The sequence below is a fragment of the Bradyrhizobium macuxiense genome (genome assembly GCF_007993935.1).
Classification (GTDB): Bacteria; Pseudomonadota; Alphaproteobacteria; order Rhizobiales; family Xanthobacteraceae; genus Bradyrhizobium; species Bradyrhizobium macuxiense_A.
Genome location: NZ_VITY01000006.1, coordinates 57,749 through 81,840, shown reverse-complemented (window position 1 = coordinate 81,840; position 24,092 = coordinate 57,749). Strand labels below are relative to the sequence as shown.

The following is a 24,092-nucleotide window of genomic DNA, read 5'->3' as shown; positions in this document are numbered from 1 at the left end:
GCGATGATGCGGAACGATCCGATCAAGCATGTCTTCATCTGGCCGGCGGTGCTCGTCGTGCTGGCGATCTCGATCTTTCCGTTGATCTATTCGCTCACCACGAGCTTCCTCAGCTATCGCCTGATTCCACCGATCCCGCCGCGCGTCGTCTGGCTCGGCAATTATGCGACGCTGTTGCAGGAGCCGCGGTTCTGGAGTGCGCTCTTCACGACGACGTTGATCGCCTTCATCGCGGTCGCCCTGCAATACGCGATTGGGTTCGGCGTTGCGCTGGCGCTCAACGCGCGCGTGCCGGGCGAGCGGCTGTTTCGGGTCGCCTTGCTGCTGCCGATGCTGCTGGCGCCGGTGGCGGTCGCGCTGGTGGCGCGCATGATGTTCAACCCGACCATGGGACCGCTCAACCAGTTCCTGTCGAAGTTCGGCCTGGTCAATCTGCCGTTCCTCACCAATGGACATTGGGCACTCGCCTGCATCATTGCGGTCGAGGTCTGGCAATGGACGCCGTTCGTTATCCTGATGATGCTGGCCGGCCTGCAAACGCTTCCCGAAGATGTCTACGAGGCCGCCGAATTGGAGAATGCCAGCGCCTGGCAGCAGTTCTGGGGCATCACCTTTCCGATGATGCTGCCGATCTCGGCCGCGGTCGTCTTCATCCGCCTGATCGAGAGCTACAAGATCATGGACACGGTGTTCGTGATGACGGGCGGCGGGCCGGGCGTCGACACCGAGACGCTGACGCTGTTCGCCTATCAGGAAGGCTTCAAGAAGTTCAATCTCGGCTACACGTCGGCACTCAGCTTCCTGTTCCTGATCGCGATCACGATCATCGGCGTCACCTATCTGGCGCTGCTGCGGCCGCATCTGGAGAAGCGCCGATGAGCGGACAGGGCTTGACCGGACTGTCGCCATGGAGCCGCCGGCTGGTCGCGGTCGGCGTTCTCGCCTGGTGCCTGATCACGGTGTTTCCGCTGTATTGGGTGGTCGTGACCGCGTTCAAGACGCCGCCGGGCGTCGTCGGCGGGCCGACCTATCTGCCGTTCATCGACTTCACGCCGACCCTGCAGCCCTTCATCGATCTCTATCAGGGGATCCGCGGCGAGTTCTTCCGTACCTTCCTGAACTCGACCATCGTCGGCCTATCGGCGGCGGCGATCGCCACCGCGATCGGTGCGATGGCGGCCTATGCGCTGGTGCGGTTCGAGTTCAAGGTCCGGTTCGGTGCGGGCCTGGTGTTCTTCCTGCTCGCGCTCGGCTTCTACCTGCTCTTCAACGCGACGTTCGGATTGACCCGCCCGCAGGCACTTCTGCTCGCCTTTCCGATCGCGCTGATCGCAGCCGTCGTCGCCAATCGCCTGCCGCTGCCCGGACCGATCCTCGGCAATGAGGACATCCTGTTCTGGTTCGTGAGCCAGCGCATGTTTCCGCCGATCGTCACGGCCTTCGCGCTGTATCTGCTCTACAGCGAGATCGGCCGGCTGGGTTTCCAGCTCATCGACAGCTATGTCGGCCTGACGCTGTGCTACGTCGCATTCTCGCTGCCGATCGTGGTCTGGCTGATGCGAGACTTCTTCGAGGCGATCCCGATCGAGGTCGAGGAAGCCGCGATGGTCGACAACGTGCCGAGCTGGCGCATCTTCATCGGCATTGTGGTGCCGATGTCGATGAACGGGCTGCTGGCGACGTTCATGATCACGCTGGCCTTCGTCTGGAACGAGTTTCTGTTCGCGCTGTTCCTGACCAATTCGAGATGGCAGACGCTGCCCATTCTGGTGGCGGGACAGAACAGCCAGCGCGGCGACGAATGGTGGGCGATCTCGGCCGCGGCGCTCGTCGCCATCGTTCCCATGATGATCATGGCGGGCCTGCTCAGCCGGATGATGCAGTCGGGCCTGCTGCTCGGGGCCATCAAATAGCAAAAACTTTGTAGGGAGGACTAGACGATGTTGCGACGGACGTTCCTGATGTTGACCACCTCGCTCGCGATCGCGGGCGTTGCGAGCCAGGCGAACGCTGCCTGTAGTCCGGATTACACCGGCGTCACCTTGACGGTGGCGTCGCAGACCGGACCGTATATCGCCTCCGCGCTCAAGCTCGGCGCGGATGAATGGGCCAAGAAGACCTGCGGCAAGGTCAATGTCGTCGAGTTTCCCTGGTCCGAGCTCTATCCGAAGATCGCGACATCGCTGACGGCGTCGGACGCGACGTTCGACCTCGTCAGCTTCGCGCCGGCCTGGCTGCCGGACTTCGTCCCCTATCTCAGCGAGATGCCGAAGGAGATGCAGTCCGGCAAGGACTGGGACGATATCGAGCCGGCCTATCGCGAACGCCTGATGGTGTGGGAAGGCAAGATCTACTCGCAATCGATGGACGGCGACGTCCACACTTATACGTACCGCACCGACCTGTTCAGCGATCCCAAGGAGAAGGACGCGTTCAAGGCCAAATACGGTTACGACCTCGCGCCGCCGAAGACCTGGAAGCAGTATCTCGACATTGCGGAGTTCTTCCAGCGGCCCGACAAGGGCCTGTGGGGCACGGCGGAAGCGTTCCGTCGCGGCGGCCAGCAGTTCTGGTTCTTCTTCAGCCACGCGGCGGCCTACGCCAACAATCCGAACTATCCGGGCGCGATGTTCTTCGATCCCGAGACGATGGACGCGCAGATCAACAATCCGGGCTGGGTGAAGGGGCTCGAGGAATACATCCGGGCCTCGAAGCTCGGGCCGCCCAACGCGCTGAACTTCTCGTTCGGCGAGGTGAACGCGGCGGTCGCCGGCGGCCAGGTCGCGGAATCGATCGGCTGGGGCGACACCGGCGTCATCGCCGCCGACCCGAAGCAGTCGAAGATCTCGGGCAAGGTCGGCTCGGCGATGCTGCCTGGCTCGGACGAGATCTGGAACGCCAAGACCAAGAAGTGGGATAAATTCCCGAGCGTGCTTCCGGGCCCGTTCATGGCGTTCGGCGGCTGGCAGATCGCGGTGCCGAAGGCCGGCAAGAACCAGAAGGCGGCGTGGGACTTCGTCAAGACGCTGACCAGCCCCGAGGTGTCCGGGCAGGCGGCGATCACCGGCGGCAGCGGCGTCAATCCCTATCGCAAATCGCACACCGCCAACCTGCAACTGTGGAGCAAGATCTTCTCGCCGGAAGAGGCCAAGGAATATCTCGGCGCGCAATCGGACTCCATTAATGCCAAGAACGTCGCGCTCGACATGCGTCTGCCCGGCTATTTCTCCTATACCGAGGTGGTGGAGATCGAGCTGGGCAAGGCGCTGGCCGGCCAGACCACGCCGCAGGCGGCGCTCGACGCGATGGCGAAGGAGTGGAATCGCCTGACCGACGAGTTCGGCCGGGCCAAGCAGCTCGCGGCCTATCGCGCGGCGATGGGCCTGCCGCCGAAGAACTAGCTCTCAACCGAGACATCCCGGATGATGCGCGCGTGTCATCCGGGATTTTGACTAGCCGTCGACGAAGGGACGGAAAAGGATTCCATGGCGCACGTCAAGATCGAGAACGTCAGCAAGGCATACGGGCCCTACAAGATCATTGAAGGGCTCGACCTCAAGGTGGCCGACGAGGAGTTTGTCGTGCTGGTCGGCCCGTCCGGCTGCGGCAAGACCACGACGTTGCGCATGGTTGCGGGGCTGGAGGCCGTCACCAGCGGAACCATCCGCATCGGCAACCGCGACGTGACGCAGTTGCGCCCGGGCTTGCGCAACTGCGCGATGGTGTTCCAGAACTACGCGCTCTATCCGCACATGACGGTCGCCGAGAACATCGGCTACGGCATGAAGGTGCGGGGTGAGCAGCGCGCCAGCATCGACAAGGCCGTGGGTGACGTGGCGCGCGTGCTCGACCTCGAGCAATATCTGCAGCGCCGGCCGAAGCAGCTTTCCGGCGGACAGCGCCAGCGCGTCGCGATCGGCCGCGCCATCGTGCGCAGCCCGGATGTGTTCCTGTTCGACGAGCCATTGTCCAATCTCGACGCCAAGCTGCGCATCGAGATGCGGACCGAGATCAAGGCGCTGCACCGCCGCCTCGCCAAGACGATCGTTTATGTGACCCACGACCAGGTCGAAGCCATGACGATGGCCGACCGCGTCGTGGTGATGAACAAGGGCCGGATCGAGCAGGCGGCCGATCCGATCACGATCTACGAGAAGCCCAGTAATCTCTTCGTCGCGGGCTTTATGGGCGCACCGAGCATGAACTTCATCCATGGCGAGATCACAGCCCGCGACGGCGCGCTCACCTTCACCGAGCCGTCGGGCACGGCGTTGCGCGTGCCGAAGTCGCGTGAGGCGGCCTACACGGGCAGCGTCGGCAAGCCCGTGGTCCTTGGGGTGCGGCCCGATCATGTGTTGCGCGAAGGCGCGCCGGCAGGTTCTTCCATCCGCATATTTGTGAAGGACGTGGAGCCGCTCGGGCCGCACACGCTGGTGATCGGAACCGTCGGCGCATTCGCGTTCACCGCGCAAATGCCGGTCGGTGTCGCCGCCGAGCCGGATCAGTTCATCGACGTCGCGCTCGACCTCGAGCGCACGCATCTGTTCGACAAGGCGTCAGGGATGGCGATTTGCTGATCTTCCGGAGTGCTCGACAACCGCCTGCTTAGCCGCAGAACCCCCGGGCTCGCCGGACGGTATCGGACGGATACAGGCCGAATGCCGAGCGGTACACCGCGGCAAACCGGCCCATATGGGTAAAGCCCCACTTCAGCGCAACTTCGCTGACCGGAAGCAGGTTTTCGGGTCGCGATAGTTCATGGTGGATCGCCTCCAGCCGAACTTGTCGCAAATAGGCGACCGGCGTCGTGCCGTGAATTTTGCGGAAGCCCAATTGCAGCAGCCGGCTGCTGACGCCGACCGTCGCGGCAATATCCGATATCGTCAGCGGCAGATGGGGATTGGCCCGCATATAGTCGACAGCCCGCCTGATGTAGCGCGGCGGCGCATCCAGCGGGTGGCGGTTCAACCGGTCGCTCAGCCGATGCGGGACGTTCTCAAGGATGAGCTGTATCGTGGCCTCGGACAACAGCGCGCTGGCTTTTGGAGAGCGCGCCAGGGTGCCGTCATAAAGACCGGTCGCGCTGGTACGAACGAGCTGGAGCAGCGTCTGCCCGGCCCCGGTCGACAAGTCGACGATGGGCATCAAATTGAGATCTTCGAGCGCTGCGCTCCCGAATGTTGCGGACAGCACCTTCGAGACGATGCCCGTATGCAGGGTAAGCGTTACGCTTGAGTATCGTCCATCGACCGCTTCGACACGCTGCGCCTGCATCGTCGGGAGGGGGACGATGGCGATCTCGGACGGGGTTCGCTCGACGCTCTTTCCCGCAATGAGCGTCTCGGCCTTGCCGGCATTCAGCAGACCTATTGCGAGTTCTCCGGCAGAGTCCTCGTATGAGTAGCGCCAATCCCAGCCCGCAGAGAGGTCCGCCCGTACGACGTCAATCTCCGCGCCAATTGCAATATCCGCATGCCAACGAAACGATTGGTCGGGCTGCAGGGGGGAGTGGGCGCTGATCCCGTGCGGTCTGAGCATTTCAAGGAGTTCTTCAAACGAAGAGCCCGATCGTGTGGGAGCTGCAACGAGTATGTCTTCGACCATCAAATCCTAACCAATTGCTGTGCGCTAAGTGACCCGATCGATCAGACCGGGGGGTAGCCATCCCTTGAGACGTCTGCCACACGCACAAACCGCACGGTCATCCTAACACAGCCTAGGGGAAATCAGGTCGCGTTCTCTTTTTCTTCTCGCTCGATATCCAATTTCCGAACAGGATATCCGGATCGCGAAGATCGAGCAGCGAAAGGTAAGATTTGATCCAATTCGCTCGCCTCGAGCGTCCTCGCTGAGGTCACGCCTATCGCGGTGCTGGCGTTCCAGAATACCAGCGAGCGTGGCTCCGCACGCAACCGGTCACGCTAGCCGAAATCCGAATGCATCCATCCAGAATGCGATGGCGTCCATGGACTCATAGCCCATTTGGCCTAAATGCTGCGGGCCTACTCAAACGGGTTATGAAAGCATGCTTACAAGGATAACTTGCGTATTCGCGCTCACGGTTCTTTCGTCCATACCTGCGCTGGCCGATGGTTGCGCAGATCACGTCCAGAGCACCGGCGTTCCCATGGTCACGGGTATGACGCACAAGACCTGGATGATCTTCCCATCGGTCAATCCCGCTACTGCCCTCGACAAGGTGTCCCGCGCCGTCCTGGCGGAGGGTTTCGTTGGTGTGAACGTCGACAAGAAGCTCGGCACGCTGACCGTTCAGCAGGAGACCACCGGATCCGGCCGGCCACAAACGTTGCAGGTCGTCGTCCGCAAGGACGGCAAGGGCAGCCGCGTCGATGCGACCTTCATCTTGCCTCCGGGACAGCTGGCTCCGGGTGTCGGCGATAACCTCTGCCGCGTCGTGAACGCAGCCGGCCAATGAACTCCGCCCATCCGTGAAGCAGGCTGACGCGCGAATTGTAACCGGCCGCGCGTGTCCGGGTGTCGTCCGGTCCGGGACCAGACGAGCCCATCCATGTTGAGGGAATCAGGACGCAGGTGCCGGCCTGCGCCCGCAGCAATGAAGCAGGAGATATGATGCGTAGGGCTCGCTTTCTGAAAGTTGTTTTGACGGCCACCACCGGCGTTATGATGTTTTCCGCCTCCGCTATCTCGGCTCCGCTGCAGCACGGTGCGGGTGTTGCGGCGGCAGCGCCGGCAGTGACCGAGAAGGTCTGGTGCCGCTACGGGAACTGCGATGGCGGCGCTGCTGTCGGCGGACTGGTCGGCGGCCTCATCGGCGGCGTCATCGCAGCTGGCGCCGCCAACGCGGCTGCGCAGCAGGAAGCTGCGGCCGCCCAGCAGCACGCGGCGTCCTGCGCCCAGCGCTATCGCTCATACGATCCGGCGTCGAATACGTTCCAGGCCAAGGACGGCCGGCGCTATCCCTGCCAGTAAGCGTTTGAGATGCAGCCGCGCCTGCTCTGGCCGGTGAGCTGGAGCAGGCGTTCGACCGCCCGGGGCAGAATGGAGCCTCTGCCCGAGAATCGAGCAAGATATTTGGCTGAATCGGTTCCCGCCCTGGGGCTGGATGCGCGGATCGAGGGGGGCTTGACCGGAAATCGCGGGGCAGGCCGCTGACGGCCGCTTCTGACGCGATTGCTTTCTATGTTATCACCTGATCCGTCGAAACTGCGTTCGTGTATGACCTGCCGAACCTACGAGCCTGGATCTTGATGATGTTGTCGCTTCCCAAGACAAAAATACGCGTGCTGCTGCTGGAGGGCGTGAACGATTCCGCGGTCCGGATGTTCGAGGCGAACGGCTATACCGAGCTGCAACGTCTGCCCAAGGCGCTCGGACCGAAAGACCTCAGGCAGGCGCTGTCGGGCATCCATATGCTGGGAATTCGGTCGCGGACCCAGTTGACCGCGGAAATCCTGGAGGCTGCCGACCGGTTGCTCGTCGTCGGCTGCTTTTCGGTCGGCACCAATCAGGTGGATCTCGACGCCGCGCGAAAGCTCGGAATCCCGGTATTCAATGCGCCATACTCCAACACCCGCAGCGTGGCCGAGCTGACCATTGCCGAGATCGTCATGCTGTTCCGCCGGATCTTTCCGCGCTCGGTCTCCGCACACGGCGGCGGCTGGGACAAGTCCGCCGAAGGCAGCCGCGAGGTGCGCGGCAAGACGCTCGGCATCGTCGGCTACGGCAACATCGGCTCCCAGCTGTCGAACCTCGCGGAAGCGATGGGCATGCGCGTGATCTATTTTGATCACACCGACAAGCTGCGTCACGGCAATACCGAGCCGGTCGATACGCTCGACGAGCTGCTCGCGGCCAGCGACGTCGTATCGCTGCACGTGCCGGAGACGCCCGCTACCGCCAACATGATTGGCGTGGCCCAGCTTCGGCTGATGAAGCCCGAGGCGTATCTGATCAACAACTCGCGCGGCACGGTGGTCGATCTCGACGCGCTGGCGAGCGCATTGCGTGAGAACCGCCTGGCCGGTGCCGCGGTCGACGTGTTTCCGGTCGAACCGGTCTCGAACGAAGCGCGCTTCGTCTCGCCGCTGCAGGGGCTCCCCAATGTCATCCTGACGCCGCATGTCGGCGGTTCGACCGAGGAAGCGCAGGATCGCATCGGCGGTGAGGTCGCACGCAAGCTGATCGATTATTCCGACGTCGGGTCGACCTTCGGCGCGGTCAATTTCCCGCAGGTGCAATTGCCTGCGCGACCGACCGGCACCCGGTTCATCCATGTTCACCGCAACGTTCCCGGCGTCATGCGCCAGGTCAACGACGCACTCTCCCGGCACGGCATCAACATCCTGGCGCAGTATCTGCAGACCGATCCGGAAGTCGGCTATGTCGTGCTCGAGACCGACGTTGTCGGCGGCGAGGGCGAGGCGCTCCTGGCCGACCTGAAAGACATCGACGGCACCATCCGTGCGCGGGTGCTGTACGACCAGAACCGGCCGCAGGGGTGATCGACTGCGTCAATCGGCCGAGAAGCCGAACGGCACGCTCGAGGTTCTGAAATCGTCGGGAAGAATCTCGCGCCCGATTGGAGGAGCCGATCGCGCCGCGCATCGCGGACGATGACAGACCCGGCAAGCGACGCCGATCGGGGTCGGCTCATCGGCGTTCGGCCCCTGTCCATCGCGCGTGTAGATCAGCTGGCCCGCGTGCTCGGCAGCGCAGCCGATCGCGATCGCCCGCTCGACGCGGATGGCGCCGAACGCGCCGCCGCCGGCGGTCACCGTGCGGGCGATCGAGAAAAACCGCTGTCCGTCGGGCAATTCCAGCCATTGCGTGACGATCTGGCGCGGCGTCTTGAAGATGTCGTGGACCGACCACAGCGGGCAGGCGCCGCCGTGCTTTGCGAACGGGAAGCCGGCACCGTCGAGCAGCTTGGAAATGTTGCCGGCCGGATCGACCCGGATCAGGAAGAACGGCACCTTCTCGAGGCCCGGCCGCTGCAGCGTCGTGACGCGATGCGCGGTCTGCTCGAAGCTGGTGCCGAATTGACGGGCCAGCGCCTCGAGATCGTAACGACGCGTCTCGACCGCCTTCGCGAACACGGAGTACGGCATGATGAGCGCGGCCGCGGCATAGGCTGCGAGCGCGCGGCGGGCCAGCAGCTCGGCGCTCTTGCTGCTGAACTTGCCGTCTTCCACCGCCGCGCTGATCTCGCCTTCGAGTTCCAGATAGGCGAGTTGCTTGGCGAGCTGGAAATTGAGACCTGCGGTATCGAGCGAGTCCTCGAGCAGCAGTTGTCTGCGATGCATATCCAGTCGCCTGACCGAGCCGAGCATGACGTTCGGCGGCAGATAACGGACCTGGAGCTTGTGACGTTCGCGAAGCCGCTCGATGAATCCCGCCGGTCCGGCCGGTTCATGGACGAGACGCTCGGCGGCATCGTCGAGGTTGGCGAAATTGTTGCGGCGCGCGGCGAGGAATCGCCGGACTTCCGCGACGGGATCGTTGGCGTCGAAGTTCTCACCCGGTAGCAAGGCGGCACCCGCAAGGTCCGGCGCGCGCCGCTCCGCGAGCGCCAGTTGCTCTTCGCGATAGGCGGTGTAGAGGCGAAGGAACGCCTCGGTCATGCCGGGATAGCTGACCGCGAGGTCGCTGACCTCGAGCGTCGGGATGTCGATGTCGGCAAACATCGGTTCCTTCAGAACCGACTGCATGCGCGCGGTGTGATCGGCGCCGCCGTCGCCGGCGAGATCGGCCAGATCGATCTTGTAGGTGCGGGCCAGCCGAAGCAGCATATCCGCCGTCACCGGCCGCTGGTTCCGTTCCAGCAGCGCGACATAGGGGGCCGAGATTTCGAGATCGGCGGCCATGTCCGCCTGGGTCAGCCCGAGGTCGCGCCGCAGCCGCCGCAGTCGCGGGCCCATGAAAACGGAACGGGCGCTTGAGGTTACCATAGCCTCATCCATGCCAATGTAAGGTTATTACAACAATACAACGGTTTCTTGTAAGTTATGACAAGCTTTCCGCGCCAGGTCTAGCTCCCAACGCCGCCAAGCGTCACAAACGGTGCAGTTATTTCGTCACCGAAGGGATCACGGACATGAACTTCCAACCGCGCGGGATCAGCGACCGGGCCATCCAGGGACCGGCTTCGTATCAGAGCGAGATTGAGGCGGCCGAAGCGCTCCTCAAGACCAAGGACACCTGGAACGGCGTCACCGCCGAAGCCGTGGCGCGCATGCGCCTGCAGAACCGCTTCAAGACTGGTCTGGATGTCGCCCGCTACACGGCTGCGCTGATGCGCGCCGACATGGCCGCCTATGACGCCGACAGCACCAAGTACACCCAGTCGCTCGGCTGCTGGCACGGCTTCATCGCCCAGCAGAAGCTGATCTCGGTCAAGAAGCACTTCGGCAACACCGACCGCCGTTACCTCTACCTCTCCGGCTGGATGATCGCCGCGCTGCGCTCCGAATTCGGACCGCTGCCTGATCAGTCGATGCACGAGAAGACCTCGGTGCCGGCGCTGATCGAGGAGCTCTACACCTTCCTGCGTCAGGCGGATTCTCGCGAGCTCAACGACATCTTCCGCGCGCTCGATGCGGCGCGCAAGGAAGGCGACAAGGCCAAGGAAAAGGCGCTGATCGAGAAGATCGACAACTTCCAGACCCACGTCGTGCCTGTCATCGCCGACATCGACGCCGGCTTCGGCAACGCGGAAGCGACCTATCTGCTCGCCAAGAAGATGATCGAGGCGGGTGCCTGCGCCCTGCAGATCGAGAATCAGGTTTCCGACGAGAAGCAGTGCGGCCACCAGGACGGCAAGGTGACCGTGCCGCATGAGGTGTTCATCGCGAAGATCCGCGCCTGCCGCCATGCGTTCCTCGAGCTCGGCGTCGAGGACGGCATCATCGTGACCCGTACCGACTCGCTCGGCGCCGGCCTGACCCAGCAGATCGCCGTCAGCCACAAGCCCGGCGACCTCGGCGACCAGTACAACAGCTTCCTCGATTGCGAGGAAGTGACGGCTGCGAACGCGCGCAATGGCGACGTCATCATCAACCAGAACGGCAAGATGATGCGTCCGAAGCGGCTGCCCAGCAACCTCTACCAGTTCCGTCCCGGCACCGGTGCGGATCGCTGCGTGCTCGACTGCATCACCTCGCTGCAGAACGGCGCCGACCTGCTCTGGATCGAGACCGAGAAGCCGCATATCGAGCAGATCGCCTCGATGGTCGACCGCATCCGCAAGGTCATTCCGAACGCGAAGCTCGCCTACAACAACTCGCCGTCGTTCAACTGGACGATCAACTTCCGTTGGCAGGTCTACGATGCGATGAAGGAAGCCGGCCAGGATGTCAGCAAGTACAACCGTGCCGAGCTGATGAAGCCGGAATACGACGAGACGCCGCTGGCGATCGAAGCCGACGAGCGCATCCGTACCTTCCAGGCGGATTCGGCCAAGCGGGCCGGCATCTTCCACCATCTGATCACGTTGCCGACCTATCACACGGCGGCGCTGTCGACCGACAATCTCGCGAAGGAGTATTTCGGCGAGCAGGGCATGCTGGGCTACGTCAAGAACGTGCAGCGCGCGGAGATCCGTCAGGGCATCGCCTGCGCCAAGCATCAGAACATGGCGGGCTCCGACATCGGCGACGACCACAAGGAATACTTCGCCGGTGAGGCTGCCCTCAAGGCGGGCGGCGCCCACAACACGATGAACCAGTTCGGCTAATCGCTCGAACGGATCAAGATATCGGCGGACAGGCGGGATTGCGAGGCAGTCCCGCCTGTTCGTCGTTTGGCGGGGCGATTTCGACCACGGTGACGCGGTCGAGATCGCCCCGCAACGTTTTGCAAAATCGTTTAGTCTGTGTCCGCGGCAGCATTCACCACTGTCGTCCCTGCGAAAGCAGGGACCCATACGCCGCGGCGGTTGTCGTGATCGGGACCCGTCGTTCCGTCGTCGCGCAACGATCGGCATCTGTGGTTATGGGTCCCTGCTTTCGCAGGGACGACAGCAAATGTTTTTCCACGATCTATGAGTCACGGCATTCGCCCTCTCGCGACATGAGGGTCATTCACCCGGCACGAGGTGAGCGACTGGCGGCCGCGCGAGGCGCCGGTGCCGGCGGCGGGACAGATAGAGCAGCAGGCCGGTCACGGCGAACAGCGGCGTCATGGCCGCGGCCAGCATGAAGGCGAGCTTGCCGGGCCATCCCAGGATGGCGCCGCGGTGGATGTCGAGCACGCCGGCAAGGACGCGCTCGCCAACCGTCTTGTCCGCGTAGCGGTCCGACGAGATGACGCGCCCGGTGACGGCATCGATGCGGAATTCGTCGCGCACGCTCTCGAGCGACGAATCCCGCGGCCAGGACCGCACGCGCACTGCCGTGCCGGCGCCGGCCGGCAGGGTCAGGAGAGCCCTACCGTAATCGTTGTTCTCCTGCTGCAGGAACGCTGACCAGACGTGATCGAACACGAGCGGTGTTGCCTCGGTCTTCGCTTCCGCCCTTGCTTCACTCTTGGTCTCGACAGCCGACGCGCCGCGCGGTGGTTTCGGCTGCATCGCCGCTGTCGTGGCCTGCGGCCGCGCCAGCAGCCAGTTGGCGCCGGCCTTGTACCATTCGAACGAATACCACAGGCCGGTCAGCGTCATCACCAGATAGACCGGCAGCACCCAGGTGCCGATCACGGCATGCAGCGAGCGGTGCAGGCCGCGCCCGCGCAGGCCGAGATTTGGCTTCAGCCACATCTTCACGCTGCGCGCGCGATGCGGCCAGCGCAGCACGAGGCCGGTGATCAGCATCACGATCAGGCAGATCGCGGCCGTGCCGGTGATCTTGCGGCCCATGCCATTGCCGTCACCAGGCAGCAGCAGCCAGCGATGCAGCTTGCGCACGGTCGCGAAGAAGTCCTCGCCGCGCGGCGAACCGAGTACGTGTCCGTCATAGGGATCGACATAGACCGACGACGGCCGCGCGCCGCCGTCGCTGCGGGCGAAGCGGATGCGTACGGCCGCTGACGGGTCGCTCGCCATCGTCACGGCCGAGACCTTGCCGAATTCGCCCGCGGCTTGAAGCCGCGCGACCAGCTCATCCGGTGTCAGCCGCCGGGCCGCGCTGGCGTCGACGCGCATCATCTGGCTGTTCAGGCTGGCCTCGATCTCATCTTCGAACGCCATCGTCGCGCCGGTGAGGCCGATCACGGCCCAGAGCAGCGCCAGCGCAAGGCCTGCGATGGAGTGGACCTGCAACAGCGCGGCCTTGATCGGGCGTCGGACGTCACTCATCGAAGCCGGCCTTTCGGATCAGGGCGATTGCGGCCGCTTGATGCGCGGCGATCTCGTCGATGGGCAGCGGATCGGCGGGAAACGATCCGAGTCCCTCGACGATTGGCGGCCGCTTTGCGGTCGCAAGTACGGGATATTCCAGCTCGGCGGCGGCAAAGATGGTCTGGGCTTCGGGCGTGACGAGGAATTCGAGGAAGGCGCGGGCCGCGGCAGGATGCGGTGCGTGCCGGGCAATTGCCGCGCCGGTCAGATTGACGTGGCTGCTGCCGCCCGTGAACGCGGTCGGCACGGCCTTCACGGCGTCCGCCCACGTGCGCCAATCATTGCCTTCGCGGCCGTCGCGAAGCTGCGCGAGCGCGACCGTGTTGCCGATCCCGATCTCGCAGCGTCCTTCCGCGATCTCGCGGACCACGTCGTTGTCCTTGCCGGTCGGCTTGTGAGTGAGATTACCCTTCAGCCCGGCGAGCCAGCTCTCCGTCGCATCCGCCTCGTGATGCGCGAGGAAGGCTGCGATCAGCGCGACATTGTTCTGGTGCAAGGCCGGCCGCATGCACAGCTTGCCGCGCCATTTGGGATCGGTGAGTTCCTCATAGTTGATCGCGGCGAGGGAGCTGTCGTTGCGTGCGAACACCACGCGTGGACGGACGGCGAGCGCGATCCACTGGCCGCCGCCACCGCGCAGGTTCGCCGGGACCGCCCGGTCGAGCACTGGAGATGCAAGCGGCTGCGTCAGCCCGCGCGTGACAAGCTGCGTCGTCTTGTCGAGACCGATGGTGAGGAGGACGTCTGCGGGTGAATCGTTGCCCTCCGACGTCAGGCGCTTGACCAGGCTGTCCTCGACAAAGACGGTCCTGACCTTGGTGCCGCTCGCTGCGGTGAAGGCCGCGATGACGGGTTCGACCAGATTGGCTTCGCGGGTCGAGTACAGCGTGAGCTCGTCAGCGCACACCGCAGTGCAGGCGAAAGCGGTCGCGGCCATGGCGGCGAGCAGTCCGATCGCTGTCCGCGCCGCGCCCATACTAGAATTTCACCGTCGCCGAGAGCGAGAAGCGCCGCGCATCGCCCATCGCCACCGTCAGGATGTTGTTGGCGGATGGATAGTAGACGGTGTCGAACAGGTTCTTGACGTTGAACTGGTAGATCACCGGGAAGGTCTGAACCTTGGTCTCGTAGGTCGCAAATGCATCCGCAACGGTGTACGCCGGCAGCACGAAGCTGTTCGCGGCGTCGCCGGGCCGGTCGCCGACATAGCGCGCGCCGCCGCCGAGACGCAGGCGGCCGGGCAGGGCGGTGCCGAAGTCATAGACCAGATAGAGCGAGGCGGTGTTGAGGGCGACGTTCTGCAGCGCGTTGCCGGCGAGCGTCGGATCCTCGGTGACCCGTGCATCGGTATAGCCGTAGCTTCCGATCATGCTCCAGCTGTCGGTCAGTCTGCCGGTGACATCGAGCTCGACGCCGCGCGAGCGAACCTTGCCTGCGGTGCGGTACTCGACGATAGCGGTTGCGGGGTTGAGCTGCGAAACCAGCACGTTCTTCTTCTCGATGTCGTAGAGCGCAAGCGTGCCGGAGATCCGCTTGTTGAAGTCGAACTTGACGCCGGTCTCCCACTGGGTGCCCTCTTCGGGCGCGATGTTGGAGCCGATCACGACGCCGCCGGTGAGCGGCGCGATGGTCGAGGTCGGTTTCAGCGACTGCGTGTAGCTCGCATAGAGCGAGACCTGGTCGGTGAGCTTGAGGATGGCGCCGCCGAGTGGCAGCGCCTTGTCCGCCGACACGTTGGTGTTGGTGATGAACGGCCGGCCCCTGCCGGCGATCTGGTCGTAGTCCATGTAGCGCACGCCGCCGACCAGCGCGAAGCGCTCGGTCAGATGCAGCGTATCCTGGAAGAACACCGACCACTGGCCGAGCTTGTCGGTCTGCGCGCTGTCGCTGGCCGATACCGTGATGCCCGGCGAGATCAGCCCATAGACCGGATTGTAGAAGTTGAAGCTTGGCGTCGCCTGACGGATCAGATTGTCGCGGTAGATCGTGCGGTACTGGCCGTCGCCGCCGAACAGCACCTCGTTGCGGAACCCGCCGAGCCAGACATTGCCCTGCAGATAGGAGGTGCCGTAGCTCGCATTGCTGAGTGAACCCTGCGTGCCGTCATTGCTGCGGGTCTCGACGCCGGTCTTGCTGTTGATGCCGGTGATGCGGAGCTGGTTGGCGCTGAAGGTCTCTGTGTTGTAGCTGTAGGCCGCGAACAGCTTCCAGTCCTGGTTCAGCCGGTGCTCGACCGAGGCCTGCATCAGGTCGGAGGTTCCCCACATGTTGTTGAAGGGCTCGTCGAGCCGGCGTGTCGCGGGGATCGCAAGCGGCGCCTTGGTCACGGAATCGAAAGCGGTGCCGCGGTCGAACGGCGCGATGAATTCGCGGTGCTCATAGTTGAGCTGGACGGTGGTGTTGTCGCCGTACCAGGCCAGTGACGGCGCGACCAGCATCTCGCGATGGCGTCCGAAATTGCGCCAATAGTCCTCGCTCACGCCATAGCCGATGAAGCGATAGGCGAGGCCGCCATTGCCGATCGGGCCTGTGATGTCGATGGTGCCGTCGGCGCCGTTCTTGTTGTTGGCGTAGGTCGAGCCGAGCAGGGTCACCGAGCCGTGCTGGTAGAGCTCGGGGCGTTTGCTGATCGTGTTGACGATCCCGCCGGGATCCATGATGCCGTAGAGCAGTGACGCGGGGCCCTTCAGAACCTCGACGCTTTCGACCGCGGCGTTGAGGCTGCGGCCCTGCACCAGCGGCATGCCGTTGCGCATGATCGAGCCGTCGCGGTTGTCACCGAAGCCGCGGCGCATCACGGCATCCTGGGTTCCTGCCAGCGTGTTGCCCTGGGTGACGCCGCTGACATTCGCCAGCGCGTCGTCGAGGTTGCGCGGCAGCTGATCCCTGAGGACCTGTTCCGGCACGACGTTGACCGTCTGCGCGGTGTCGAGCGGCGAGGCGCCGCTGCGCAAGGTGGTCGAGTTCGGCATCGCGCGATAGCCGAGCTTGGCTTCGTTCAGCGCGGCGGCGCTGGCTGCGGCGCGCTCCGATGCGGTCGGCTGGGTATTTCGGCTGCGCTGCCGCGCCGCGGCCGCCGCCTGCATTCGTTGCGCCGGCTTCGCCGAACTGGTGGCCGGCTTGCGCTTCGGCGTGGGCTGCTCGACCGTGACCGGCGGCAAGGCGACGCTCGATTGGGCGCTTGCCGGCGTTACTGCGGAGGAAACGTCGGCGAGCAGGAACGCTGCGCCGATCAGCAGGTGGGTGCGGCCCTTGTCGGCGGCATTTCGACGGTCGCCGACAACCCGGCGATCAGCATTCACAGGCACTCTTGGACTTCCGATTCACGCGAACTCATTCACGCCGCGCCTCTAGCAGTCGGCGCGCGCGAAAAGAACCGGAGCAGACTTGAATCCCTCTAACCGGATTGGATTTGAATCGTTCTAAGACGCAGCGAGGCTCGCGCGTTTGCGCGAGCCTCGCACCCCATGACTTGATTGTTGCGTCAGCGCGTCAATTGGTCGCGCGATCCCGGAGGTCGTTATCCTGTCACGCCTCACGCGTAGAGTTCGCCGTACGTCGCGCGATATGTCTCACGACATCGCCAGGCTGACGGGCGCCGAGCCGACCACTCCGGTGCTCACGCCGTCGCGCGCCATCGATTCGATCTCGCCCCAGTTCTCGCGGAAGATGCGCGCCGCCTCGTTGGCGCTTTCCGCCTGGATCGTCAGACTGCACGCGCGTCTGGTGCCATTGCTGGCGAGCTGGAAGTAGAGAACATATCCAGACGATTCCGCACTCCGTGCGGCCAGCGGTGCCTGCTGCATGTAGGTTTTCCCCATAGTGTTCTTGTTGCGCCACCCGCGAACAGGATTTGACAGGGATGCGGCACCTTCGTGATTCAAAACCCACAATCTGCGCGATTGCGCGTTTTTGTCTGACGGTGTTGCCGGGATTCAACAGACGATGGAACCAGCGCCGCGCATCGACGGCAACCCGGCCGCGATCACGGCACGCGCTCAACTCTGTCGCGGCGTGGCTTACGCATCGCCGTCGGGATGCACCATCAGGGTTTCCTGGATTGACGTTGCGAGCATCGACCCATTGCGGTCATGGACGCGGGCGATCGACAGGCCGCGGCCGCCGTCGGCGCACGGGCTCTCGGTGTCGACATGCATCCAGGCGTCGGGCGAAAATGCGCGATGAAACCAGATGCAATGGTTGAGGCTCGACAGATAGAGCGGGGCGCGCGTCTGCAGGTCGCGGAGATGGCCGCCGACGCTGGAGAAGTTGAGCCACCAATCCGAGAGATAGGCGAACACGGCGGCCTGGGCGCGGGAACCCGTGGCGAGCGGCTGCCTGGATCTGATCCAGAAGCGCAGGCGCGGCTCTGCGGCCGCGGCCGAGAGCTGCCGCTCGATCTCGGGAATGCGAAAATCCATACTGGGCTTGATGTGCTGCGAATAGGGACCGAGCGGCCGCAATTGCGCCATCAATGCGTCGGGGATCACGGAGAGATCGGGCAGGCCTTCCGGATCCTCCAATCGCGCGAACGGGGCGGCGTGCCGCGGACCCGGCTGCGGTGCGGAGAATGTGGCCTGCGCGCTCAGCACCGTTCGCCCGTCCCCCTGGCTGCCGACGACGTGGCGTGAGGAGAACCGTTTGCCGTCCTGGAGAATCTGCGCCTCAAACGTGATGCGCCGGGCCGGATCGGCGCCGCGCAGGAACAAGAGCTGCAGCATTGCCGCCGGGCGATCCTCGGGAGCGCTGAGCGTCGCGGCCATCATGGCCTGGCCAAGGATCTGGCCGCCATAGGAGCGCCCGTTGAGATTGCCGTCGCCGAAGCGGCTGCGATAGCGCAGCGGGGCGATGGTCTCGAGCGAGACCAGCGCCTCCGCCGCCTGATTGTCCCATGGATCGCACGCGGCTTCGTCACCGTCCGCGACGCGGATGCCTTGCCCGTCCATCACATCGCCGGGAATTTCTGCGGTCCCGGGTAGAGCGGATAGCCGGCGGCGACGCCGTATTCGCTGATGCCGAATCCGGTCTCGTTGCCGCTGTCGAGCCGCACGACATGGTCCGACAGCGTGCGCGCGATGGCACGCGTCGCGGCATCGTCGAGGTTCCAGACGTCATGTGCGGCATGGTTCTCGCCGCGGTCGTCGCCATGGGTCCAGCCCTGCAGCCCACCATACATGCCGGCCTTGAGATAAAACCGGGTCGGCAATCCCAGTATCCTGACGTGGCGCGGCTCGCCGTGATCGAAGACGAAGGTGAAGTCGGCCGCAGCGATGGTCTGCCCGAGCGGGTCGTCGGCCCACTCGATTGTGTGCTCGACCGAGGTGACCTCGCGATGCGACACCGATCCGTCGGCCTCGCGGCGGAACTCGGTGCCCGACAGGTAATGCGGCTTGCCCGGCGTGCGCTCCTTGATGAAGACCGACAGCGCCGACGTCTCGAACTGGAACATCGACCACGTCCAGAAGAAGTTGCGATGGGTTGCAACCGGCGGCCGCGTCTCGTCGGTGCGCATCTCCGAACGCAGACCCCAGGAGCGGTCGCGCTGTCCCCACCATCGTTCCGGTTCGATGTCGTAGCGCTTGCCGTCGGCAATGATCCAGCCGCGCCAGCGGCCGAATTGCGAGACCCGCGCGAGGTCTTCTTCGACGACGCCGTTGCGCTCCCGGAAATTCTGCTTCTCCTGTGCCGCGGGAAAGCTCGCCTTGAATTCGAGCGCGAAGCTGATCCCGGACGGATTCTCGGCGAGCGAGACCCGGTGCAGGCCGTTGCCCTCGACGATCTCGATTCTGAGCCCGCCGACCTCGGTCTCCAGCGGGCGCGTTCCGAGCCGCCGCGAGGCACGGAAATTGTGCTGGCGGCGGCCGATCGTGATGCCGGCAAAACCGTCCATCACATTGCGGTTCGGGTAATAGCCGAGCCCGATATCGATCAAGAGCTCGCTGCCGTCGATCGGATGTGCGGTGTACCAGTAGCGCTCGGTGAACCTGATATCGCCGCCGCCTGCCTTGGCAAACGGCTGCGGTGTCTGGTGGCCGATGAGATCATCCTGGGCTGTCAGCATTGTTCTTGTCCTTGGTGTTTGAGCCTCGGTCGGTCGGTGCGCAGAGCAGTCAGTCCTTGGCGGCTTGCTTGGCCGTTCCCGCGCCGACGATGTCGCCGAACAGCACCCAGGTCTTGCCGTCGAAGCGTGCGAAGCGGCGTTCGGTGATCGCCGCGTAGTCCTGCGGCGTGGTCTGGATGGTGATGCCCGGCAGCAGCATCGGCAGCGCGATGCCGCTGAGATTGGTGGCCTGCTTCAGCACGTTCTCCCGGGTGAGATTGTCGCCGCAACGCTGCAGGATGATCGCGCCGAGCTGTGCCGTGGTGTAACCGGTCACCGCGATCACATCGTTCGGGTCCATGCCCGGCATGTATTTCGCGACGAAGGCGAGATAGTCGGCCATGCCCTTGTCGTTGGCCCAGGCCGGATCGTTCGGCGTCTTGTAGCTGGTCGTGGTCAGGATGCCGGTCGAGGCCTCGAGCCCCGCCGGCACCAGCACGCCGGCGATCGAATTCGCGGTCGAGCCGAGGAAGATCAGCGGCTTCCATCCGAGCTCGTGGATCTTGCGGATCGCCATCGAGGCGAACTTGTTCTGCGCCGCGATCAGGACCGTATCCGCGCCCGACGCCTTCAGGTTTACGATCTGCGAGTCGATCGTCGGCTCGGTCGACTGATACATCGCCTCCTTGACGATCATGGTGTCGGCCTTGGCGCCAAGCCCCTCCTTCAGGCCGAGGACAAAATCCTTGCCGATGTCGTCGGCCTGCAGGAGCACGCCGATCTTGGCATCCGGCTTCTCGCGCAGGACATAGCGGGCGATGATCCGGGACTCGTTGACGTAGGTCGGCGAGTAGGGCGTGGTCCAGGGGAACTGCTTCGGATCGTTCCAGCGGGTGCCGCCGCTCTGCACCAGCAGCTGTGGGACGCCGTTGCTGTTGAGATATTTCTGGATCGCGGCATTGGTCGGCGTGCCGAACGGCGCCATGATCGCGAGCACCTTGTCGTTCTCGACCAGCGCGCGCGTCACCTCGACGGTCTTGGGCGGGCTATAGGCGTCGTCGCGGGTCAGCAAGTTGATATGGCGACCGTTGATGCCGCCCTTTTCGTTCAGCATCGCAAAATAGGCGAGCATGGTCTTCGGGAAGCTCGCATAGATCGACGCCGGCCCGCTGTAAGGCGCATTGGCGCCGAGCAAGATCTCGGTGTCGCTGACCCCCGGACCATAGGCCTTCTGGGCGTTCGCTGTTCCGAGCGCGCCGGTGAGCGCGAACGCCCACACTGCAAACGTGACGATTGGCTTCCGCATCTTCCCCTCCCATGACGGCCCTCTTTTGCGGGGCTCGTTGATCCCGACGGCGGCTGCCTTCCAGGCTTTACCCGCCGCGTTCGCTGTGCAATAATAGACCGTCTGTCCGGATTATCAACTGGAATCTCCGGGCGACATATCGGCTGCCGCGCATGACGGAAATATCCGCAGGCGTACGCAGCGGCGTGGCGGCGAGGAGGAAACATGAAGCTGACGCAGGCGCTCATCTCGGCGGTGCAGTTGCGCAAGGATGCACCGGGCACCATCCATGCCGGACGGTCGCGGAGCTGGAAGGAGATCGGCCGCCGCGTCGCCTGTGTCGCGGGCGGGCTGCGGCGGCTCGGCATCGAGCCAGGCGATCGCGTCGCCATCCTGGCGCACAACAGCGACCTCTATATCGAGGCGCTCTACGCCATCGCCTGGGCCGGTGCGGTTGCAGTGCCGCTCAACACGCGCTGGGCCGTTGCTGAAAATGCCTATGCGATCGACGATTCCACGCCAAAACTGTTGCTGGTGGACAAGGCCTTTGCCGAGATCGCATCGGCGCTGAGAGGCGCGAAATCGCTCACCGCGATGGTCTATTTGGATGAGGGCCAGGTCCCCGACGGGATGCAGGGCTATGACGAGCTGGTTGCGCACGCGCCGATCGAAGATGCATCCGGCGCCTATAACGATCTTGCCGGCATCTTCTACACCGGTGGCACCACGGGCTTCCCCAAGGGCGTGATGCTGTCGCATGCCAACATCGTCTATGAATCGCTGGTCTGGATCTATGCGCTCCGATTCCGCGAGGACACCCGATACCTGCACTCGGCCGGCATGTTCCACCTGGCCGGCACCTCGCCGATGATCGCGCTCACGCTCGTCGGCGGCACCCATGTGACGATCCCGAAATTCGAGCCCGAACTGGCGATGAAGACCATCGCCGAGCACAAAGTCGATTACTGCCTGTTCGTGCCGACCATGCTCAACATGATGCTCAATCATCCGTCCTTCGGCACGTATGATCTGAGCAGCGTCAGGGATTGCGAATATGGCGCCTCTCCGATGCCGGATGCGCTGCTGGTCAAGCTGATGCGGGTGCTGCCGAGCTGGCGCTTCCACCAGGGTTACGGCATGACGGAGAGCGCGGCGCTGGCGACGATTCTGCCCTGGGAATACCACGCGCTGGAGGGACCGCTGGCGAGCAAGCGCAAATCGGCGGGACGAGCGGCACCGGGCGTCGAGATCCGCATCGTCGATCCCGCCGGCAACGAGGTGCCGCGCGGCACGGTCGGCGAGATCGCGATCCGCGGCGCCGGCGTGATGCTCGGCTACTGGCGCAAGCCCGAAGAGAGCGCGCGTGTGCTGCGCAACGGCTGGCTGCACACCGGCGACGGCGCCTGGATGGACGAGGACGGTTTCGTCTATATCGTCGACCGCCTGAAGGACATGATCGTCTCCGGCGGCGAGAACGTCTATTCCGGCGAGGTGGAGAACGCCATCTTCCAGCATGAGCACGTCAAGGAATGCGCCGTGATCGCGGTTCCCGATCCGCAATGGGGCGAGGCGGTGCACGCGATCGTGGTGCCGAAGGACGGCGCGCGGCTCGATTCGGAGATGGTGATCGCGCATTGCCGCACCTTGATCGCGGGCTACAAATGCCCGCGCTCGGTCGACATCCGGCTTGAACCGCTGCCGCTCACCGGCTCCGGCAAGATCATGAAGTCGGCGCTGCGCGAAGAGAAGTGGCAGGGCTATACGAGGTCGGTCAATTGATGCCGCAGGCTGCGAAACGATCCAACGATGTGCCGGGTACTGCGCCGAACCTTGTTCACCCGGCCGTGGTGAATGACGATGCGGTGCGGACTGCGCTCGCGCAGCACATGTCGCGGATATCCGGGAGCCGGACGGAGATCACGAGCTTCGGCCGCAAATCGTCGGGGTTCTCCTGGATCACCTACGCCTTCGCGGCACGCTCCGCCCTCGGTGGAGACCGCAAGCTGATCCTGCGTGTCGGTCCGCCGAGCGGGCTGTTTGCGCCTTACTCGGTGCTGCCGCAGGTCCATGCGTTGCAGGCATTGGCCGGCAGCGGCGTTCCGGTTCCGGCGCTGGTGTCGTCAGCGCAGGATGGCGCCGAGATCGGCTTCCCGTTCTTCATCTGCGAGCACATCGAGGGCGACGTTCCCGCACCTTGGGCGGCGAGCGAGCTCGACCCGAACCACAAGCGCGTGATCGCCCGGCAGTTTATCGAGATCCTCGCGTCGCTGCATCGGATCAATCCAGACGCGACGCCATTCGCGTCGCAGGCGCAGGGCGCGGATCGCGCCGAGCTCCGGGCAATTACCGGCTGGCGCGCCTCGCTGGCGCGCCCGACGGCGCGCTATTATCCGCTGCTCGATTGGGGCGGACGCTGGCTTGAGGATCACTGCCCGCTGCCGCCGTGCCGCACCGTCGTGCATGGCGACTTCCGGATCGGGAATTTCATCGAGCATAAGGGGCGGATCGTCGCCATTCTCGATTGGGAGCTGACTCATCTCGGCGATCCCCACGAGGATCTGGCCTGGGCGATGATGCCGACCTTCAACGCCAGGAGCCGGAAGCTCTATGGCGTGCTCGAGCGCGCCGAGGTGATCGAGCTCTATCAGCGCGCCTCCGGCATTGCGGTTTCGGACAGGAGCCTCGCCTTCTACGAGGCCTACGCGCTGTACCAGGCCGCGGCGATCCAGATGTGCGCGGTGCGCGCCTTCGAGGTCGATCGCTTCAACGACATGCGGCTTGCGGTGATGGCAAGCCAGATGCCCTCGATCGTGCGGGCCTTCGAGCGGGCGCTGGAGGCCGCGGCATGAGTGGATCCTTCGAGCGGTTGATCGAGGGCATCATCGATGCCCTGCAAAGCCATGTCGTGCCGAACAGCAGCGACGATTTCGTCCGCGGGCAGGTATTTTCAGCGATCTATGCTCTGAACGGCTTGAAGCTCGCCGCCGACTGGAAGGCGGGGCCGCTGCTCGAGCAGGTGCGCCTGCAGGACGAGACTTTTGCGGCAGTCAGGCGACTGGCCGACGGCATGATGCATCCGGAGATCTCTGCGACGCCTCGCATTCACGGCGACGTGTCCGACGCTGCGGCGATCGAGGCGGTCCGCGACGATGGCGACCGGCAGCTGGGACAGCTCCTGCTCTGGGCGAGCGGCGAGGACGCGCGTGCAGCCGATCGTGACGCCGCGGCCGAGATCGAGCGCCTGTTGCGGCGGGCAATCTGCGACCAGCTCAAGATCGAGCTCGCGACAACGCCGAAGTCGATGCAGCAACAGATCGCGGGCGGCGAACGCGAGGGTGGCGCGGCGCAGGGCTGAGGCGGCGGCGTCGGCCACCCGGGATTGCATCTTTGCGGGCTGCACGGCGGTGCGGCGTCCAGAAGAAGCTTGCTCGCCTGCGGCGCCCGTGTTATTCATT

General features: G+C 64.4%; 20 protein-coding genes. 11 read left to right on the top strand and 9 right to left on the bottom strand.

Going from position 1 to position 24,092, the window contains the following annotated elements:
* The first annotated feature begins 3 nt into the window (after positions 1-3).
* The 4 genes from FBZ93_RS17315 to FBZ93_RS17300 all read left to right on the top strand — a co-directional run bounded on the left by FBZ93_RS17315 (position 4) and on the right by FBZ93_RS17300 (position 4,577).
* Entirely contained in the window at positions 4-879 is an 876-nt protein-coding gene (locus FBZ93_RS17315) for a carbohydrate ABC transporter permease (RefSeq protein ID WP_146987121.1), read from the top strand.
* Complete coding sequence (locus FBZ93_RS17310; RefSeq protein WP_146987120.1) at positions 876-1,913, top strand: carbohydrate ABC transporter permease; 1,038 nt, start codon at positions 876-878, stop codon at positions 1,911-1,913. Before FBZ93_RS17315 ends, FBZ93_RS17310 begins: the two co-directional genes overlap by 4 nt.
* A 27-nt stretch (positions 1,914-1,940) precedes the next feature.
* Positions 1,941-3,401 (top strand): extracellular solute-binding protein, encoded by a 1,461-nt coding sequence (locus FBZ93_RS17305; protein ID WP_146987119.1) that lies wholly within the window; start codon positions 1,941-1,943, stop codon positions 3,399-3,401.
* Between the two features lie 84 nt (positions 3,402-3,485).
* On the top strand, positions 3,486-4,577 hold the full coding sequence (locus FBZ93_RS17300) for an ABC transporter ATP-binding protein (RefSeq protein ID WP_146987118.1): 1,092 nt from the start codon (positions 3,486-3,488) through the stop codon (positions 4,575-4,577).
* Positions 4,578-4,605: 28 nt separating this feature from the next.
* Here the strand turns inward: FBZ93_RS17300 and FBZ93_RS17295 are convergent, their stop codons facing one another.
* The gene (locus tag FBZ93_RS17295; protein WP_246667530.1) at positions 4,606-5,604 is read right to left on the bottom strand and encodes an AraC family transcriptional regulator; all 999 of its coding nucleotides are present in this window, start codon (positions 5,602-5,604) and stop codon (positions 4,606-4,608) included.
* Positions 5,605-6,139: 535 nt separating this feature from the next.
* On the opposite strand from FBZ93_RS17295, the gene FBZ93_RS17290 reads away from it, so the two are divergent.
* From FBZ93_RS17290 to serA, 3 genes are all read left to right on the top strand, one after another.
* A complete protein-coding gene (locus tag FBZ93_RS17290) occupies positions 6,140-6,436 on the top strand; it encodes a hypothetical protein (protein ID WP_246667529.1) in 297 nt (98 codons plus the stop codon).
* Positions 6,437-6,591: 155 nt separating this feature from the next.
* Positions 6,592-6,951, top strand: coding sequence for a BA14K family protein (locus tag FBZ93_RS17285; RefSeq protein ID WP_246667528.1), 360 nt, complete (start codon positions 6,592-6,594; stop codon positions 6,949-6,951).
* Positions 6,952-7,229: 278 nt separating this feature from the next.
* On the top strand, positions 7,230-8,483 hold the full coding sequence (serA, locus tag FBZ93_RS17280) for a phosphoglycerate dehydrogenase (protein ID WP_146987116.1): 1,254 nt from the start codon (positions 7,230-7,232) through the stop codon (positions 8,481-8,483).
* A gap of 9 nt (positions 8,484-8,492) precedes the next feature.
* On the opposite strand, the gene FBZ93_RS17275 is transcribed toward serA, so the two are convergent.
* Complete coding sequence (locus FBZ93_RS17275) at positions 8,493-9,929, bottom strand: helix-turn-helix domain-containing protein (protein ID WP_074125890.1); 1,437 nt, start codon at positions 9,927-9,929, stop codon at positions 8,493-8,495.
* A gap of 146 nt (positions 9,930-10,075) precedes the next feature.
* On the opposite strand from FBZ93_RS17275, the gene FBZ93_RS17270 reads away from it, so the two are divergent.
* Positions 10,076-11,713, top strand: coding sequence for an isocitrate lyase (locus tag FBZ93_RS17270; RefSeq protein ID WP_146987115.1), 1,638 nt, complete (start codon positions 10,076-10,078; stop codon positions 11,711-11,713).
* Positions 11,714-12,055: 342 nt separating this feature from the next.
* Here the strand turns inward: FBZ93_RS17270 and FBZ93_RS17265 are convergent, their stop codons facing one another.
* The 7 genes from FBZ93_RS17265 to FBZ93_RS17235 all read right to left on the bottom strand — a co-directional run bounded on the left by FBZ93_RS17265 (position 12,056) and on the right by FBZ93_RS17235 (position 20,658).
* On the bottom strand, positions 12,056-13,270 hold the full coding sequence (locus FBZ93_RS17265; protein ID WP_146987114.1) for a PepSY-associated TM helix domain-containing protein: 1,215 nt from the start codon (positions 13,268-13,270) through the stop codon (positions 12,056-12,058).
* On the bottom strand, positions 13,263-14,288 hold the full coding sequence (locus FBZ93_RS17260; RefSeq protein ID WP_146987113.1) for an extracellular solute-binding protein: 1,026 nt from the start codon (positions 14,286-14,288) through the stop codon (positions 13,263-13,265). The genes FBZ93_RS17265 and FBZ93_RS17260 overlap by 8 nt, the downstream gene beginning before the upstream one ends.
* Position 14,289: 1 nt before the next feature.
* Positions 14,290-16,614 carry a TonB-dependent siderophore receptor gene (locus tag FBZ93_RS17255; RefSeq protein WP_146987424.1) on the bottom strand — a complete coding sequence of 775 codons (2,325 nt, stop codon included), beginning with the start codon at positions 16,612-16,614 and terminating at the stop codon, positions 14,290-14,292.
* A gap of 270 nt (positions 16,615-16,884) precedes the next feature.
* Positions 16,885-17,118: a hypothetical protein gene (locus FBZ93_RS40635; protein WP_167529081.1), complete on the bottom strand. Its 234-nt coding sequence runs from the start codon at positions 17,116-17,118 to the stop codon at positions 16,885-16,887.
* A 213-nt stretch (positions 17,119-17,331) separates the two neighbouring features.
* Positions 17,332-18,258 (bottom strand): acyl-CoA thioesterase, encoded by a 927-nt coding sequence (locus tag FBZ93_RS17245; RefSeq protein ID WP_146987111.1) that lies wholly within the window; start codon positions 18,256-18,258, stop codon positions 17,332-17,334.
* Positions 18,258-19,373 (bottom strand): hypothetical protein, encoded by a 1,116-nt coding sequence (locus FBZ93_RS17240; RefSeq protein ID WP_146987110.1) that lies wholly within the window; start codon positions 19,371-19,373, stop codon positions 18,258-18,260. Before FBZ93_RS17240 ends, FBZ93_RS17245 begins: the two co-directional genes overlap by 1 nt.
* A gap of 49 nt (positions 19,374-19,422) precedes the next feature.
* Positions 19,423-20,658, bottom strand: a complete 1,236-nt coding sequence (locus tag FBZ93_RS17235) for an ABC transporter substrate-binding protein (protein WP_146987109.1) — start codon at positions 20,656-20,658, stop codon at positions 19,423-19,425.
* A gap of 204 nt (positions 20,659-20,862) precedes the next feature.
* Between FBZ93_RS17235 and FBZ93_RS17230 the strand changes: the two genes are divergently transcribed.
* The 3 genes from FBZ93_RS17230 to FBZ93_RS17220 are packed head-to-tail and all read left to right on the top strand — an operon-like array spanning position 20,863 to position 23,992.
* Positions 20,863-22,416 carry an acyl-CoA synthetase gene (locus FBZ93_RS17230; RefSeq protein ID WP_146987108.1) on the top strand — a complete coding sequence of 518 codons (1,554 nt, stop codon included), beginning with the start codon at positions 20,863-20,865 and terminating at the stop codon, positions 22,414-22,416.
* On the top strand, positions 22,416-23,486 hold the full coding sequence (locus FBZ93_RS17225; protein ID WP_167529080.1) for a phosphotransferase family protein: 1,071 nt from the start codon (positions 22,416-22,418) through the stop codon (positions 23,484-23,486). The genes FBZ93_RS17230 and FBZ93_RS17225 overlap by 1 nt, the downstream gene beginning before the upstream one ends.
* Entirely contained in the window at positions 23,483-23,992 is a 510-nt protein-coding gene (locus tag FBZ93_RS17220) for a hypothetical protein (RefSeq protein ID WP_146987106.1), read from the top strand. The genes FBZ93_RS17225 and FBZ93_RS17220 overlap by 4 nt, the downstream gene beginning before the upstream one ends.
* The last annotated feature ends 100 nt before the right edge of the window (positions 23,993-24,092 follow it).

Excerpts from the sequence above, each read along its gene's own strand:
- FBZ93_RS17315 (WP_146987121.1), top strand. The coding sequence starts at position 4 with ATGATGCGGAACGATCCGATCAAGCATGTCTTCATCTGGCCGGCGGTG.
- FBZ93_RS17310 (WP_146987120.1), top strand. The coding sequence starts at position 876 with ATGAGCGGACAGGGCTTGACCGGACTGTCGCCATGGAGCCGCCGGCTG.
- FBZ93_RS17305 (WP_146987119.1), top strand. The coding sequence starts at position 1,941 with ATGTTGCGACGGACGTTCCTGATGTTGACCACCTCGCTCGCGATCGCG.
- FBZ93_RS17300 (WP_146987118.1), top strand. The coding sequence starts at position 3,486 with ATGGCGCACGTCAAGATCGAGAACGTCAGCAAGGCATACGGGCCCTAC.
- FBZ93_RS17295 (WP_246667530.1), bottom strand. The coding sequence starts at position 5,604 with ATGGTCGAAGACATACTCGTTGCAGCTCCCACACGATCGGGCTCTTCG.
- FBZ93_RS17290 (WP_246667529.1), top strand. The coding sequence starts at position 6,140 with ATGACGCACAAGACCTGGATGATCTTCCCATCGGTCAATCCCGCTACT.
- FBZ93_RS17285 (WP_246667528.1), top strand. The coding sequence starts at position 6,592 with ATGCGTAGGGCTCGCTTTCTGAAAGTTGTTTTGACGGCCACCACCGGC.
- serA (WP_146987116.1), top strand. The coding sequence starts at position 7,230 with ATGATGTTGTCGCTTCCCAAGACAAAAATACGCGTGCTGCTGCTGGAG.
- FBZ93_RS17275 (WP_074125890.1), bottom strand. The coding sequence starts at position 9,929 with ATGGTAACCTCAAGCGCCCGTTCCGTTTTCATGGGCCCGCGACTGCGG.
- FBZ93_RS17270 (WP_146987115.1), top strand. The coding sequence starts at position 10,076 with ATGAACTTCCAACCGCGCGGGATCAGCGACCGGGCCATCCAGGGACCG.
- FBZ93_RS17265 (WP_146987114.1), bottom strand. The coding sequence starts at position 13,270 with ATGAGTGACGTCCGACGCCCGATCAAGGCCGCGCTGTTGCAGGTCCAC.
- FBZ93_RS17260 (WP_146987113.1), bottom strand. The coding sequence starts at position 14,288 with ATGGGCGCGGCGCGGACAGCGATCGGACTGCTCGCCGCCATGGCCGCG.
- FBZ93_RS40635 (WP_167529081.1), bottom strand. The coding sequence starts at position 17,118 with ATGCAGCAGGCACCGCTGGCCGCACGGAGTGCGGAATCGTCTGGATAT.
- FBZ93_RS17245 (WP_146987111.1), bottom strand. The coding sequence starts at position 18,258 with ATGGACGGGCAAGGCATCCGCGTCGCGGACGGTGACGAAGCCGCGTGC.
- FBZ93_RS17240 (WP_146987110.1), bottom strand. The coding sequence starts at position 19,373 with ATGCTGACAGCCCAGGATGATCTCATCGGCCACCAGACACCGCAGCCG.
- FBZ93_RS17235 (WP_146987109.1), bottom strand. The coding sequence starts at position 20,658 with ATGCGGAAGCCAATCGTCACGTTTGCAGTGTGGGCGTTCGCGCTCACC.
- FBZ93_RS17230 (WP_146987108.1), top strand. The coding sequence starts at position 20,863 with ATGAAGCTGACGCAGGCGCTCATCTCGGCGGTGCAGTTGCGCAAGGAT.
- FBZ93_RS17225 (WP_167529080.1), top strand. The coding sequence starts at position 22,416 with ATGCCGCAGGCTGCGAAACGATCCAACGATGTGCCGGGTACTGCGCCG.
- FBZ93_RS17220 (WP_146987106.1), top strand. The coding sequence starts at position 23,483 with ATGAGTGGATCCTTCGAGCGGTTGATCGAGGGCATCATCGATGCCCTG.